Below are 12,358 nucleotides of genomic sequence, written 5' to 3' on the forward strand. Positions count from 1 at the left end.
GGAGCAACAATGCAATTTACCCACCTGGATTCATCCGGCGCGGCCTACATGGTCGACGTGACTGAAAAGCAGCCGACGGTGCGCACCGCCACGGCCCAGTGCGAGGTCGCCTGCTCGCCAGAGGTGCTCAAGGCGCTCACCAACGGCACCGTGCCCAAGGGCGACGTGCTCGCCGTGGCGCGTGTGGCCGGTATTGCCGCTGCGAAACGCGTGCCTGACCTGCTGCCGCTGGCGCACACGATCGGCGTGCACGGCTGCAAGGTCGACCTCGAGATCAAGCAGGACCACGTGTTCATCGAGGCCACCGTCCGCACCGCCGACCGCACCGGCGTGGAGATGGAAGCGCTGACCGCGGTGAACGTCGCCGCCCTGTCGGTGGTGGACATGGTCAAGGGCGTGGATCGCTCCGCCTACATCCGCCGCTGCGGGATTACCGCCAAGTCCGGCGGCCGCTCCGGCGACTGGTCCCGCGAGCTGCCGGAGGCCTAACTTCCTTGCAGCCCGAACACTCGCTCGGCGTGGTGATCCTGGCCGGGGGCCGCTCGACCCGCATGGGTGCGGAGAAGGCACAGGTCAAGGTGGACGGGTGCCGCCTCATCGACCGCACCCTAGCCTCCCTCCCGGCACACGATCAGGCCGTGGTGGTCTCGCCGTTCCCACTCGACCTACCCCTGAGCCAAGTCACCGAGGACCCGCCCTATGGCGGCCCCGTCGCCGGCATCCACGCCGGAGTCCAGGTTCTCGACACCGACCTGATCGGTATCCTCGCCGTCGACGCACCCGATTCCGGGTCGCTTCTACCCACCCTGCGCGAGGCTCTTTTGCGCGAGGCGAGCGCACACGCCGCCGTCACCCGCGCCGCCGACGGCTACCTCCAACCCTTGTGCGCCATCTGGCGCCGCGCCGCGCTTCTCGACGCGCTCGCGCGCACCGGCACGCGCGACGTCGCAGCCAAGCGCCTCTTGCAGCCGCCGACGCGCATCGTGCAGGTGCCTGGCGACGGCAACGAGCAGGACTACGACACCCCCGAAGCACTCCGCGCACTCGGCGAGGTCGAGCTCTAGCTCACCCACTCAGTCAGGCTTGGCCACAGCCGCAGGATGACGGTCAGCGTGTCGCGGATGCCGCCGCGCGAGCTGGGCGCGTTGACGATCAGGCTGCCGCCGGGTTCCCGAGAGGTCAGCCCCACTACCCCGCGGCATAGCCCGGCGCGCTCTGAGTGCGCAAGGCCCTCGATCAGGATGTTGGTCTCCACCCCGTGCAGGCGCGTTGAGATGCGCTCCAGGCTCACCTCCGGGGTGAGGTTGCTGGGGCCGAGCCCGGTGCCGCTATCCTGGCGTTTCGCCAGCAGCTGGCCGCGCTCGGCGTCGAGGAGCTCTCTGATGAGCTGCCCGACCACCTGTGTGTCGTGCTCGAAGCACTCGCGCGTGCCGACGCCTCCGTAACCGACAACGCCGTCGCCATGGTGGCCAGCCACCGCGACGGCATCGAGGTACTCCGCCGCGCGCTGAGCGACCTGGGCTCGCCGTACGCGCACGTGATTACCGCGCTGTGCATGGCGCTGCCCGAAATGGCTCCGGAGACGGTGCAAAGCTACGTCAACCTGATCCGGCAAGGCCCTCCCGCCGAGCTCGTCGGTATTGAGACCCAACCCCTTCCCTTCCCCACCGCAGTCCCCCAACACAGTTAGGACTTAGAAACCATGACCGGCATTGAAGCATTCCTGTGGGTGGCCTTCCCCTGGCTGGCCATCGCCGCTTTTGTCATCGGCATCATCTGGCGCTGGCGCTACGACCAGATGGGCTGGACCACGCACTCCTCGCAAATCTACGAGTCGAAACTGCTGCGCCTTTCCTCCCCGCTGTTCCACTGGGGCATGCTCTTCGTGATCATCGGCCACCTCATGGGCCTGGCGACCCCGAAGAGCTGGACCCGCGCAATCGGTATTAGCGACCACGCCTACCACCTGATCGCCACCATCCCGGGCACCATCGCCGGCATCGCCGTCGTGCTCGGTATCTTCGGCCTGCTGTACCGGCGCGTGGTGAATCGCTCGGTGTTTTTGTCCACCGCCACCTCCGACAAGGTGATGTACGTCCTGCTGGTCGCGGCACTGTTCTCCGGCTTCATTGCCACCGTGTCCACGCAGGTTTTCGGCCAGGCCGGCGGGTATGACTACCGCGAGACCATCTCGCCGTGGATCCGCCAGCTGCTGATCTTCAACGCGCAGCCGGAACTCATGGCGGATGTGCCGTGGCAGTTCAAGCTCCACGTTGTGGCAGGCTTCACGCTGCTCGCGGTGTGGCCGTTTACCCGCCTGGTGCACGCGTTCTCCGTGCCGGTCGGCTACTCCACCCGCCCGTACGTGGTCTACCGCTCCCGCGGGGCGGAGGTGCAGAGCCGCCGTACCGAGGATCAGTGGAGACCGATCCGCTCGAACGAGGCGCAGCTCAAGCGCGAAAAGATGCTCTAACATGTAGGCATCCACTACCTATCAGTCCTAGTTGGAGTTGACATGCGTTTTTCTCGCGCCGTTGCCCTTCCGGCGGCAGCCATGCTCGCGCTTTCCGTCGCTGCCTGCGGAAGCGGCGAAACCACGGGCACTTCGGCCTCTAGCGAGGCACCGGATGCCGCCACCGAGCTCACGGTGCTGGGTGCCGCGTCGACGCGTGTGCTCAACGAGGACCTCGATGGCTTGACCGAGGAATCGCTGACTTTCGTCAACGCCGGCTCCTCGGCGCTCGTGCAGCAGCTTGCCGACGGTGCCCCGGGCGACGTATTCATCTCCGCCGACCAGAAGCACATGGACGACGCCGTCGAGGCGGGCCTCGTGCGCGACCCGCAGGTCGTGGCCACCAACTCGATGGTGTTGGTCGTGCCTAAGGGCAACCCGGCGGGCATCGAAAGCATCCACGACCTGGAGAACGAGGACGTGAAGCTGGTGCTGTGCGACTCGCAGGTCCCGTGCGGCGCGGTGTCCAAGCAGCTCAGCCAGGCGAACTCGCTGGACCTTACCCCGGTCTCGCTTGAGCACAACGTGGCCGACACGCTGGGCAAGGTCGTGACCGGCGAGGCGGACGCCGCCTTTGTCTACCGCACCGACGCCGCGGCCGCGGGAGATGAGGTCGAGGTCATTGACATCCCGCACGCGGAAGAATTCCCGAACTCGCTCGTCGCCGGAGTAGTAATTACCACCGAGCACCCGGACGATGCTGCTGCGCTGGTCGAGCTGCTGGGCAGCGATAAGGCTGCATCCCTCTGGGAGAAGCACGGATTTACCCCCGCGGCATGACGGGCACGCGCACTGCCTCGCCGATCACGCCGCTTCCACAGCCCAGCACCAAAGCGGTGGGGACGCTCGCGCTTTTCGCGCTGGCGCTGATCATCCTGCCGGTGTTCGCACTCGGCGTCCGGGTCCCCTTCGACCGACTCGGCGAGATCCTCACCAGCACAGACACCCGCGACCTGCTGCGCGTGACGCTTAGCTCTGCGGTGTGCGCGAGCGTCATCGCCATGGTGCTCGGCGTCCCGCTCGCGCTATGGCTACAGCACCTCAAGCGCGGCGGGAGAGTCGCCCGCCTCCTCGTGCTGTTGCCGCTCGCGCTACCGCCGGTCGTAGCGGGCCTGGCCCTGTCCGCATTCCTCGGCCGCCGCGGCCTCGCCGCCCCACTGCTGGACTTTTTGGGCTGGCAGTTCGCCTTCGCCTTCCCCGGTGTAGTGGCCGCGCACGTCTTTATCGCGCTGCCCTTCGTGGTGATCACCTTGGATGCGGCACTGCGCCAACTCGACCCCGAAATCACCTACTCCGCGGCCGCGGTGGGTATCTCTCCCGCGCGGACGGTGCGGCAGATCATCCTTCCCGCTATCGCGCCCTCACTGGTCTCGGCTGCCGGGCTCGCCTTTGCCCGCTCGCTCGGGGAATTTGGCACCACGCTCACCTTCGCCGGTTCCATGCCCGGCACCACCCGCACCATGCCGCTGGGCATCTACCTCGCCCGCGAGGTCGACGCCGAGGTAGCCTACGGGCTCTCCGCCATCCTCATCGGTTTGGCGGTGCTCACACTCGCCGCCACCGCCCTGCCCGCGTTGCTGAAGCGGCGCATCCCGGCGCAGCAGGCCCGCGCCACCGGCACGATCGACGTCGCGCGCCTGCGCGAGCTGACCCGCCCTGCCAGTGGCGGCAGTGATGTCGAGGTCGACGACGTGCACTTCCCCGCCAATACGCTCACCGCGCTGGTCGGGCCAAACGGTGCCGGCAAAACGACGCTGGTCGGCCGCATCGCCGGCAGGCTACGCGGCACCCAGGTGCGCATCGGCGAGCGGCTCGTCGACTCCACCGACACCCGCCCGGTCCCCGCCTACCAGCGCGAAGTCGTACTACTGACGCAGAACCCGGGCCTGCCGCCGACGGCGACCGTGGCTTCCGCCATCACGATGGTCACGCGCGACTCGCAACGCACCGCCTCGTTGCTCACCGCCGCCGGGCTTGCCGAGCTTCTCGACGTCCCCGTCCACGCACTCTCCGGCGGCCAGGCCGCCCAAGTCTCGCTCGTGCGCGCGCTGGCCACCCGCCCTGCCGTGCTCATCCTGGACGAGCCGCTCGCGGCTATCGACGTCGACGCCGCCGCCCAATGGCGCCAGGTCCTCCACGCGGCGCGCCACGACCGCACCACCGTGCTGATTACTCACAACGCCCTGGATATGCTCGCGCTCGCCGATCACATCGCGGTGATGGACCGCGGGCGCGTGCGCACCTTCCGCCCCGCTTCCGCGGAGGTGGAAGCCCCCGCCACCCGCTTCGCCGCCCGCCTCGTCGGCGCCAACCTGCTGGCGGGCACCGTAGGCGAGGGCGGCAACCTGGAGTCTCCCTTCGGTGCAATCGGTGGCCTCGACCTCTCACACCACCCCACAGGCACGCGTGTCCGGGCGACGTTCCGCCCGAGCGCGCTCACGCTGCTCAACGCAGGCGAGGAGCCCAAGCACGGCTGCGCGTTCGGGGCGAGCGCGCACACCGTCAGCGTCCTGCCCAGCGGGGAGGCCAGCGTGGTACTGCGCCCAGTGCAGGAGGGCGACACCAGTGACGAGTACGCGCTGTCCCTGCTCGTCGACCGGGCCACGGCCATCCAGGCCAGCGTCTCGCCAGGCGCGGAGCTCTCCTGCGCGCTCGACGCAGACCAGGTGCGGGTCACTGCGGTTTAGCCGCCCGCGAACGGGGGAAGCACGTCGACCCGCTGCGCGCCGACGAGTGGGGCTTCCGGCTCCGCGCGTTTGCCGTCGATAAGGAAGGTGCAGCGCGGCACGATGTCGGCGAGCGTTTGGCCGGCATCGGTGGTGCCGGTGTGGCGCGACGTGGCGTCGGCAAGCAACTGCTCAAGCGTGGCGAACTCCCCGACCTGCTCGACGGCGGTGCCGGCGGCGGCGCGTGCGGCGGCGAAGTAGTGGATCTGCATGCCCACACCATACCGCCCGGCGCGCGCCGTACCATGGCCCCATGAGCAGAACCCCAGAAGCCCACTTCGACGCAGTCGCGGCCGCGCTCGGTGAGCGCGGACACGAGACCCTCTCCCCGCTCGAGGCCGCCGCGCGCGGGGCGGTGCTTGCCCGCGATGTACAGGCGGTACGCGAGCAACCCGCCTTTGATAATTCGCAGATGGACGGCTACGCGGTGGGCTCGACTCAGGCGCGGACGGCGCGCGTCGGCGCAACGGTTGCGGCGGGCGACGACCCCGCCACCGCCTACCCCGAGGGCCTGGGCGAGCTCGCGGTACCCATCATGACCGGGGCGAAGGTGCCGATCGGTACGCGCGCGGTGATCCCCGTGGAGCGCTGCGAGCCCGCGGAGTTCCTCGCTGAGGGCGAGACCGTGCAGCTGCCCGGGACCGAGGATGGCGTGTTTGTCCGGCCCGCCGGGTCCGATATCGCTGCGGGCGACGTGCTCGCTCGGGCTGGTGAGCGCGTGATCCCGGCGCTAGTGGGGGCGCTAGCCAGCCAGGGTATCGAGGAAGTCAGCGTGGTGCGCGCAGGCCGCATTGTCATTGTCACCGGCGGCGCGGAGGTCGCCCACAACCCGCAGCAGTCGGGCGCGGCCATAATCCCGGATGCCAACGGGCCGATGCTGCGCGCGCTTGCCGCCCGTCACGGGATTGAGGTGGTCGAGCACGTGCGCACCAGCGACGAGCCGGAGGTGCTGCGCGAGCACGTGCGCGCCGCCATTGCGGAGCACCGCCCGGACGCGGTGGTGACCTCCGGCGGCATCAGCCACGGCAAGTTCGAGGTCGTGCGCCTCGCGTTCCCGGAGGGTTGGTACGGGCACGTCAGCCAGCAGCCGGGCGGCCCGCAGGGCCTAAGCGCCTGTGATGGCGTGCCCGTGATCGGACTGCCGGGCAACCCGATCTCTACGCTGGTGAGCTTCCGGCTCTACGTCGCACCCCTGCTCGGGCACTCGCCCGAGATGCTGCGCGCCCCGCTCGCCTGCGCCGTGACCGGGATCGAGGGCCGCGAACAGTTCCTGCGCGGCCGCATAGAGTCCGGCGCGGTGCACCCCCTCGGCGGTGCCAGCTCCCACTTGTTAGCCCAGGGTGCGGCGGCGCAGTGTCTGATCCGCGTGCCCGCCGGCGCGCAACTGGACGCGGGCGAGTTGGTTTCCGTCTACCCGCTGTAAGGTGGAATATCTATGAGAAAAGCTGAAGTAATTGTGGCGTCGACGCGCGCGGCCCAGGGCGTCTACGCCGACGAGTCCGGGCCGATCGCCGTCGCGTTCTTGCGCGAGATGGGCCTCGACACTCCAGACGCGACTGTCGTTGCCGACGCGGACGTCGATGCCGCCGTGCGCGCCGCGCTGCTGCGTGGGCCCTCCGTCATCCTCACCTCCGGCGGCACCGGTATTACCGCCGACGACCGCACCGTCGAGGTGGTAAGCGCGCACCTCGAGCGGGAGCTGCCCGGCATCGTGCACGCCTTCTACGAGCAGGGCCGCGCAAACGTGCCCACCGCGATCCTCTCGCGCGCGGTCGCCGGAATCAGCGGCAGCACCTTCCTCATGACGCTGCCGGGCTCCCGCGGCGGGGTGCGCGACGGCTGCGCGGTACTGAAACCGGTGCTGCCCCACCTCATCGAGCAGTTGGAGGGCAACCATGACCACTAAGCACAACGACCCCGCCTACGTCTTAGAGCAGACAGGCGTGGTCACCGGCACCGTGATCACCGACGCCCCGCTCGAGGAACTCGCAGCTCAGGCCAGTGACAACACGCTCACCCAGGCGATGGGCGCGCTCGTGCGCTTCGAGGGCATCGTGCGCGACCACGACGGCGGCCAGTCCGTGGCTACCCTCGCCTACGAGGCGCACCCCACCGCGGAAACGGAGCTTGCACGCGTCGCCGCCGAGGTCGCCGCCGCCCACCCCGTCCGCATCTTCGCCGCCCACCGCACAGGCGACGTGCCCATCGGCGAACTCGCCTTCCTCGTCCTCGTGGCCAGCGCCCACCGCGGCGAGGCCTTCACCGCCTGCGCCGAGGTGGCCAACCGGGTCAAGGCCGAGGTGCCCATCTGGAAGAAGCAGGGCCTAACCAGCGGCGAGACGCAGTGGGTGGGCATTGATGAGTGATCGCTACCTGCGCCAAACCACGCTCATCGGGGATGCGGCGCAGGCGCAACTCCGCGAGGCGCACGTCGCCGTCATCGGCGCCGGCGGCCTCGGCTCGCCAGCGCTGCTCTACCTCGCTGCCGCAGGCATCGGGCGCATTTCGCTTTTCGACGACGACCGCGTCGACCTTTCCAACCTCCACCGCCAGGTCATCCACACCACCGATCGTGTGGGCGAGCCCAAGGTGGATTCCGCAATCGAAGCGCTCGCCGCGCTCAACCCAGATACGCAGATCACGCCGGTAAAGCAGCGCTTGACCTGGGACACCGCGCTCGAGCAGCTCGCGGCCACGGACGTCATCCTCGACGGCAGCGACAACTTCGCCACCCGCCACGTCGCTTCCCATGCCGCTGCCCGCCTGGGCATCCCGCACATCTGGGGCTCCATCCTGGGCTTCGAGGCGCAGATGTCGGTCTTCTGGGCGGGCCACGGCCCCGTCTACGAGGACCTCTTCCCCGCCCCACCGCCGCCGGGCTCGGTGCCGTCGTGCTCGCAGGCGGGCGTGCTCGGCCCGCTCGTCGGCGTCGTCGGCTCCGCCATGGCCATGGAGGCGATGAAGTATCTGACCGGCCAGGGCACCCCGTTGGTGGGCAAGCTCGGCTACTACGACTCACTCGCCGGCACGTGGGAATACATCCCGCTTGCCCCCGACCCGGCAGTCACCGCCCGCGTACTCGCCGAGGATCCGCCTCAGGGCCCCGCAGAGGTGGAAGAGCTCACCCAAGGAGCCACGCTTATCGACGTCCGCGAGCCCCACGAGTTCGCCACCATCCACCTCCCGAACGCCATCAACGTGCCGCTCGGCGAGATCCTCAACGGCTACACCCCGCCGGAATTAGAAAACGGCGGGGTGCTGATCTGTGCTTCTGGTGTGCGCTCGGCGCAGGCGGTCGCCGCGCTCAACGCACGCGGCATCCGCGGCGTGGCGAGCCTGCGCGGCGGGATGGAGCGGGTTGCTCGCTAGGCCCTAGTCTGCGGTGAGCTCGGCCTTGACCGGCCCTGCGACCTCGAGCTCGAGGACGCGCAGGCCGGATTCGCGGGCCTCGTCCAGGATCTCGTCGTCGACGGGCTCGGTGCACAGCACGAGCGCGGTCGGGCCCGCGCCGGAGAGGTAAGCGGCGTATCCGCGGTTGCGCAGACGGTTGACCCACTCAGCGGTCACGGGCAGCACGTCGGAGCGGTACGGCTGGTGCAGGCGGTCGCGAGTGCCCTCCCACAGCAGTTCCGGGTGGCTCTGAATGGCCACCGTGATCACCGCGGTGCGCGAGACGTTGAAGCGCGCATCCGTGTGCGTGACGTGGCTCGGCAGGACCTTGCGCACGGCGTTGGTCGAGGCGTGGAAGTCCGGCACCAGCGCGTAGGCGCGGATGCGCGGGTCCACCTTTACGCCCACGGCGCGGTACTCCGGCAGCGAGCGGCCGTCGACGGGGATCTCGGTCCAGGACGCCACCGCATCACCAAGCACGGAGGCACCCGCGTTATCCGGATGTCCCTCGAACTCGCTGGACAGCTGCACGATCTCTTCGGTGCTCAAGGGACTTCCGGCGAGCGTGTTCGCGGCCACCACGCCGGCGACGGCGGCGGCTGCGGAAGAGCCGAGGCCGCGCGACTGCGGGATGTTGTTCGTGCACGTCACCTTCAGCCCCGGTGCCTCCACGTCCGCGGCTTTCAGCCCCGAGCGGATGGCCTTGACCACCAGGTGGGAGTTGTCGCGCGGCAAGTCCTCTGCACCCTCGCCAAAGATGTGCACCTCGAGCCCGGAGGCGATGACCTCCACCTCGACGGTGTCGTAGATGCTCAGGGCAATGCCGAGGGTGTCAAAACCCGGGCCCAGGTTCGCCGAGGAACCGGGCACGGTCACCGTGGCTTTCAGTCCGACCTGCAAATCAGTAGGCATGTGGATCCCTTCTTTTTAAGCATCCAGGCGGATCACGGAGTTGATCGCCTTGACCGCGTCGTGTTCTTCCAGGCGCTGCACGATCGCGCGCAGGTCGCGCTCCAGTGCCTTGTGGGTCACCACGATCAGGTGGGCCTCGTCACCGGACTCCTCCTGGCGCACCGCCGAAAGCGACACTCCATCATCGGCGAAGTTGCGGGCCAGGTCAGCCAGCACGCCGACGCGGTCGTCCACCGTCATGTTCACGTGGTAACGGGTCGGCACCTCGTCGAAGCCCACGACCTTGTAGTCGGCATACGGGTTTTCCGCCGGGGCGCGGCCGCCGTGGACCTTGTTGCGCGCGGCACCAACGAGGTCGCCCAGCACGGCGGAAGCGGTCGGCGCACCGCCGGCACCGTTGCCGTAAAACATCAGGCGGCCAGCGGCTTCCGCCTCGACGAAGATGGCGTTGTAGGACTGGTCCACACTCGCCAGCGGGTGCTCGTTCGGCACCAGGGTCGGGTGGACGCGGGCGTTGACTGCGGTGGTGTTGCCGTCCTCGTCGTAAAGCCGTTCGCAGATGGCCAAAAGCTTGATGGTCTGGTTGGACTTCTTCGCCGCGGCGATGTCTTCTGCGGTGATCTTGGTAATACCCTCGCAGTACACATCGTCGAAGGTCACGCGGGTGTGGAAGCCCATGGATGCCAGAATTGCCGCCTTGGACGCCGCGTCGTGGCCCTCCACGTCCGCGGTCGGGTCGGCCTCGGCGTAGCCCAGGCGGGTGGCCTCGGCGAGCGCGTCCTCGTAGCTCGCGCCTGTCGACGCCATCGCGTCCAGGATGAAGTTCGTCGTGCCATTGACAATGCCAGAGATGCGCTGGACCTGATCGCCCGCCAGGGAGCGGCGCAGCATGCCCACGACTGGGATGGCTGCGGCGACGGCGGCCTCGTAGTAGAGGTCGACCCCGGCCTCGTTGGCCGCGTCGGCCAGCTCGGAGCCGTGCGCTGCCACCAGCGCCTTGTTCGCGGTGACCACGGACTTGCCCGCCTGCAGCGCGGCAAGCACCAGCTTGCGCGGGTAGTCGATGCCGCCGATGACCTCGACGACCACGTCGACGTCGTCACGGTTGATCAGCTCGGTGGCGTCATCGGTGAGGTAAATGCCCTGCACCTCGGGCGCGTCCTTGTGCTTGTCCACGTTGGACACAGCCACGCCGCGAACGGCGAGCGGGCCGCCGATGCGGTGCTCAAGATTTTCGGAAAACTCCTGGATCAGGCGCAGCACCTCAGTGCCCACGGTGCCCTTGCCCAGAATGGCAACGCCCACGGCTTGCCCAATTCCCTTGCCCGGGTAGTTCCCGTTACGGCCTTCGGCACTTGCGACAGTCATGCGTGTTCCTTTTCCTATCTGATGCGTGTGTGTACCCGGCACAGTGTACCGCTTAGTCTATTTTCTCGCGGTGCGCGACCACTTTAATATTCTCGGGCCAAAATATCCTCGACCGTCTCGCGGCGAATCATGGGGAAAATCTCCCCATCGCGCACGGCGACGACCGCGGGTCGGCCGAAAGAGTTGTAATTCGAGCTCATGGAGTAGCAGTACGCCCCGGTCGCTGCCAGCGCGATGAGGTCGTCGGCGGCAATGTCGTCGGGCCAGGTACCGTCCTCGACGAGAATGTCGCCGGACTCGCAGTGCGAGCCCACCAGGCGCGTCTGCACCGGGGTGCCGTGGGTGAGGCGGTTGGCCACGCGGGCGTCGTAAAGCGAGGCGTAGAGCGCAGGGCGGATGTTATCGCTCATGCCGCCGTCGACCGCGATGTAGCGGCGCGTGGCGGTGTACGAGGTGTGCACGTCCTTGACCACGCCGACGCGGTAGAGCGTCACCGTCGACGGGCCGGCGATCGCGCGACCCGGCTCGACCACGACGGTCGGCGCCTCGATGCCCAGGTCGTCGGCGACATCCTGCACCTCGCGCAACAGGTCGCGGGCGACTGCCGCGACGTCCAGCGGTGCCTCGTCGTCCGTGTACGCGATGCCGTAACCGCCGCCCAAGTCCAGGTACTTCAGCGCGACGTTCTGTTCTTTCCAGATCTGGGCGTAGAGGCCCAGCACGCGCTCGGCGGCCAGCTTGAAGCCTTCGGCGTCAAAAACCTGGGAGCCGACGTGGCAGTGCAGGCCGGTCAGCTCGAGGTGGGGCGAGTTGATCGCGGCGACGGCCGCTTCGTAGGCGGTGCCGGAAGCCAGGGAGAGGCCGAACTTCTGGTCCTCGTGGCTGGTAGCGATGAACTCGTGGGTGTGCGCATCCACGCCCGGCTTCGCGCGTACGAACACGTCCTGCACCTGGCCTAGCTCCTTGGCCAGAGCCTCGAGCTCGGTGAGTTCCTGGCGCGAGTCGATGACCACGTGGCCCACCTTGGACTCGAGGCACAGACGCAGGAAGCTCTCGGACTTGTTGTTGCCGTGGACGGTGATGCGCTCCGGCGGGAAGTCCGCTGCAAGCGCGATGCGCAGCTCGTTTTCGCTGGCAACGTCCAAGGCGAGGCCCTCCTCATCCACCCAGCGGGCGATGTGGCGGGTCAAAAACGCCTTCGAGGCGTAGTGGACGTTACGCGGCGAGCCGAAGGCCTCGGCCATGTCGCGGCAGCGGGAGCGGAAGTCGTCCTCGTCCACCACCATGACCGGGGTGTCGTACTGCGCGGCGATCTCGGGCAGCGCGACGCCGGCAATGGTGATCACGCCGTCGTCAGTGCGCGCGGCGTTGCGCGGCCACACGTGGGCGGGCAGCTGGTTAAACGGCTGTGTTTCTGGAGTGTGCATAAGTGAAAGAAAACCCTCCTGTA

General features: G+C 68.4%; 14 protein-coding genes and 1 pseudogene. 10 read left to right on the forward strand and 5 right to left on the reverse strand.

Annotated features, from left to right (window positions below; all coding sequences use genetic code 11):
* Window positions 1-9 precede the first annotated feature (9 nt).
* Window positions 10-489 (forward strand): cyclic pyranopterin monophosphate synthase MoaC, encoded by a 480-nt coding sequence (moaC, locus tag HMPREF2990_RS05030; RefSeq protein WP_070762985.1) that lies wholly within the window; start codon window positions 10-12, stop codon window positions 487-489.
* 5 nt (window positions 490-494) lie between these two features.
* The gene (locus HMPREF2990_RS05035; RefSeq protein WP_246817449.1) at window positions 495-1,064 is read left to right on the forward strand and encodes a molybdenum cofactor guanylyltransferase; all 570 of its coding nucleotides are present in this window, start codon (window positions 495-497) and stop codon (window positions 1,062-1,064) included.
* On the opposite strand, the gene HMPREF2990_RS12680 is transcribed toward HMPREF2990_RS05035, so the two are convergent.
* Complete coding sequence (locus HMPREF2990_RS12680) at window positions 1,061-1,399, reverse strand: molybdopterin-binding domain-containing protein (protein WP_070762986.1); 339 nt, start codon at window positions 1,397-1,399, stop codon at window positions 1,061-1,063. The two genes, HMPREF2990_RS05035 and HMPREF2990_RS12680, sit on opposite strands and share 4 nt — an antisense overlap.
* On the opposite strand from HMPREF2990_RS12680, the pseudogene HMPREF2990_RS05045 reads away from it, so the two are divergent.
* The 4 genes and pseudogenes from HMPREF2990_RS05045 to HMPREF2990_RS05060 all read left to right on the forward strand — a co-directional run.
* A pseudogene (locus HMPREF2990_RS05045) lies at window positions 1,322-1,690 on the forward strand (nitrate reductase molybdenum cofactor assembly chaperone); the annotation flags it as partial. The gene HMPREF2990_RS12680 and the pseudogene HMPREF2990_RS05045 sit on opposite strands and share 78 nt — an antisense overlap.
* Before the next feature lie 12 nt (window positions 1,691-1,702).
* Entirely contained in the window at window positions 1,703-2,473 is a 771-nt protein-coding gene (gene narI, locus HMPREF2990_RS05050) for a respiratory nitrate reductase subunit gamma (RefSeq protein WP_070762988.1), read from the forward strand.
* A 42-nt stretch (window positions 2,474-2,515) separates the two neighbouring features.
* Window positions 2,516-3,292, forward strand: coding sequence for a molybdate ABC transporter substrate-binding protein (gene modA, locus HMPREF2990_RS05055; protein ID WP_371575263.1), 777 nt, complete (start codon window positions 2,516-2,518; stop codon window positions 3,290-3,292).
* Entirely contained in the window at window positions 3,289-5,199 is a 1,911-nt protein-coding gene (locus HMPREF2990_RS05060) for an ATP-binding cassette domain-containing protein (RefSeq protein ID WP_070762989.1), read from the forward strand. The genes modA and HMPREF2990_RS05060 overlap by 4 nt, the downstream gene beginning before the upstream one ends.
* Here HMPREF2990_RS05060 and HMPREF2990_RS05065 read toward each other — a convergent pair.
* Window positions 5,196-5,450: a MoaD/ThiS family protein gene (locus HMPREF2990_RS05065; RefSeq protein WP_070762990.1), complete on the reverse strand. Its 255-nt coding sequence runs from the start codon at window positions 5,448-5,450 to the stop codon at window positions 5,196-5,198. The two genes, HMPREF2990_RS05060 and HMPREF2990_RS05065, sit on opposite strands and share 4 nt — an antisense overlap.
* A gap of 41 nt (window positions 5,451-5,491) precedes the next feature.
* Between HMPREF2990_RS05065 and HMPREF2990_RS05070 the strand changes: the two genes are divergently transcribed.
* From HMPREF2990_RS05070 to HMPREF2990_RS05085, 4 genes are read left to right on the forward strand one after another with little or no spacing between them, the layout of a single operon-like run.
* Window positions 5,492-6,661, forward strand: a complete 1,170-nt coding sequence (locus HMPREF2990_RS05070; RefSeq protein ID WP_070762991.1) for a molybdopterin molybdotransferase MoeA — start codon at window positions 5,492-5,494, stop codon at window positions 6,659-6,661.
* A 12-nt stretch (window positions 6,662-6,673) separates the two neighbouring features.
* Window positions 6,674-7,144 carry a MogA/MoaB family molybdenum cofactor biosynthesis protein gene (locus HMPREF2990_RS05075; RefSeq protein WP_070762992.1) on the forward strand — a complete coding sequence of 157 codons (471 nt, stop codon included), beginning with the start codon at window positions 6,674-6,676 and terminating at the stop codon, window positions 7,142-7,144.
* Window positions 7,134-7,604, forward strand: coding sequence for a molybdenum cofactor biosynthesis protein MoaE (locus HMPREF2990_RS05080; RefSeq protein ID WP_070762993.1), 471 nt, complete (start codon window positions 7,134-7,136; stop codon window positions 7,602-7,604). The genes HMPREF2990_RS05075 and HMPREF2990_RS05080 overlap by 11 nt, the downstream gene beginning before the upstream one ends.
* Window positions 7,597-8,607 carry a ThiF family adenylyltransferase gene (locus HMPREF2990_RS05085; protein WP_070762994.1) on the forward strand — a complete coding sequence of 337 codons (1,011 nt, stop codon included), beginning with the start codon at window positions 7,597-7,599 and terminating at the stop codon, window positions 8,605-8,607. The genes HMPREF2990_RS05080 and HMPREF2990_RS05085 overlap by 8 nt, the downstream gene beginning before the upstream one ends.
* A 3-nt stretch (window positions 8,608-8,610) precedes the next feature.
* Here the strand turns inward: HMPREF2990_RS05085 and thrB are convergent, their stop codons facing one another.
* From thrB to lysA, 3 genes are all read right to left on the reverse strand, one after another.
* Window positions 8,611-9,540 carry a homoserine kinase gene (gene thrB, locus HMPREF2990_RS05090; protein WP_070762995.1) on the reverse strand — a complete coding sequence of 310 codons (930 nt, stop codon included), beginning with the start codon at window positions 9,538-9,540 and terminating at the stop codon, window positions 8,611-8,613.
* Window positions 9,541-9,555: 15 nt separating this feature from the next.
* Window positions 9,556-10,908 (reverse strand): homoserine dehydrogenase, encoded by a 1,353-nt coding sequence (locus HMPREF2990_RS05095; protein WP_070762996.1) that lies wholly within the window; start codon window positions 10,906-10,908, stop codon window positions 9,556-9,558.
* A gap of 83 nt (window positions 10,909-10,991) precedes the next feature.
* Window positions 10,992-12,335, reverse strand: a complete 1,344-nt coding sequence (gene lysA, locus HMPREF2990_RS05100) for a diaminopimelate decarboxylase (RefSeq protein ID WP_070762997.1) — start codon at window positions 12,333-12,335, stop codon at window positions 10,992-10,994.
* Window positions 12,336-12,358: the final 23 nt, after the last annotated feature.

Source organism: Corynebacterium sp. HMSC071B10, from assembly GCF_001814825.1.
Lineage (GTDB): Bacteria > Actinomycetota > Actinomycetes > Mycobacteriales > Mycobacteriaceae > Corynebacterium.

What these genes read in the sequence shown, in the direction of transcription:
- narI (WP_070762988.1), top strand. Translation starts at nt 1,703, where the DNA reads ATGACCGGCATTGAAGCATTCCTGTGGGTGGCCTTCCCCTGGCTGGCC.
- moaC (WP_070762985.1), top strand. Translation starts at nt 10, where the DNA reads ATGCAATTTACCCACCTGGATTCATCCGGCGCGGCCTACATGGTCGAC.
- HMPREF2990_RS05095 (WP_070762996.1), bottom strand. Translation starts at nt 10,908, where the DNA reads ATGACTGTCGCAAGTGCCGAAGGCCGTAACGGGAACTACCCGGGCAAG.
- HMPREF2990_RS05060 (WP_070762989.1), top strand. Translation starts at nt 3,289, where the DNA reads ATGACGGGCACGCGCACTGCCTCGCCGATCACGCCGCTTCCACAGCCC.
- modA (WP_371575263.1), top strand. Translation starts at nt 2,516, where the DNA reads ATGCGTTTTTCTCGCGCCGTTGCCCTTCCGGCGGCAGCCATGCTCGCG.
- thrB (WP_070762995.1), bottom strand. Translation starts at nt 9,540, where the DNA reads ATGCCTACTGATTTGCAGGTCGGACTGAAAGCCACGGTGACCGTGCCC.
- HMPREF2990_RS05070 (WP_070762991.1), top strand. Translation starts at nt 5,492, where the DNA reads ATGAGCAGAACCCCAGAAGCCCACTTCGACGCAGTCGCGGCCGCGCTC.
- HMPREF2990_RS05085 (WP_070762994.1), top strand. Translation starts at nt 7,597, where the DNA reads ATGAGTGATCGCTACCTGCGCCAAACCACGCTCATCGGGGATGCGGCG.
- HMPREF2990_RS05080 (WP_070762993.1), top strand. Translation starts at nt 7,134, where the DNA reads ATGACCACTAAGCACAACGACCCCGCCTACGTCTTAGAGCAGACAGGC.
- HMPREF2990_RS05075 (WP_070762992.1), top strand. Translation starts at nt 6,674, where the DNA reads ATGAGAAAAGCTGAAGTAATTGTGGCGTCGACGCGCGCGGCCCAGGGC.
- lysA (WP_070762997.1), bottom strand. Translation starts at nt 12,335, where the DNA reads ATGCACACTCCAGAAACACAGCCGTTTAACCAGCTGCCCGCCCACGTG.
- HMPREF2990_RS05065 (WP_070762990.1), bottom strand. Translation starts at nt 5,450, where the DNA reads ATGCAGATCCACTACTTCGCCGCCGCACGCGCCGCCGCCGGCACCGCC.